This window comes from Vibrio sp. OPT46, from assembly GCF_015163535.1.
Taxonomy (GTDB): domain Bacteria; phylum Pseudomonadota; class Gammaproteobacteria; order Enterobacterales; family Vibrionaceae; genus Vibrio; species Vibrio alginolyticus.
Map to the genome: position 1 here is coordinate 1 of NZ_JADDYG010000615.1, position 224 is coordinate 224.

At 46.4% G+C, this 224-nt stretch carries 1 protein-coding gene; it reads left to right on the forward strand.

Annotated elements, in window-relative coordinates:
- Positions 1-224, forward strand: a 224-nt coding sequence (locus IQR33_RS23850) for an ATP-binding protein (RefSeq protein ID WP_228014097.1), incomplete at both ends; no start/stop codon positions are given.

The following is a 224-nucleotide window of genomic DNA, read 5'->3' on the forward strand; positions in this document are numbered from 1 at the left end:
AAGCTGATCGAGCAGATTGAATCTGAAGTTGAGCTTATTTACTTACCCAATCCAGTGTTGAATGGGGAACAGTTGCAGTTTGCTGTCGCCAGAGAGTTGGGTATCGAGAACGATGATCCGCTGCGTATCGTTTCCCTCATTCAAGAGCACTTGATTCAAGTACATGCCTTGGGAAAGAAAACCGTCTTGATCGTTGATGAAGCGCAAGCTCTTTCCCCACAAGC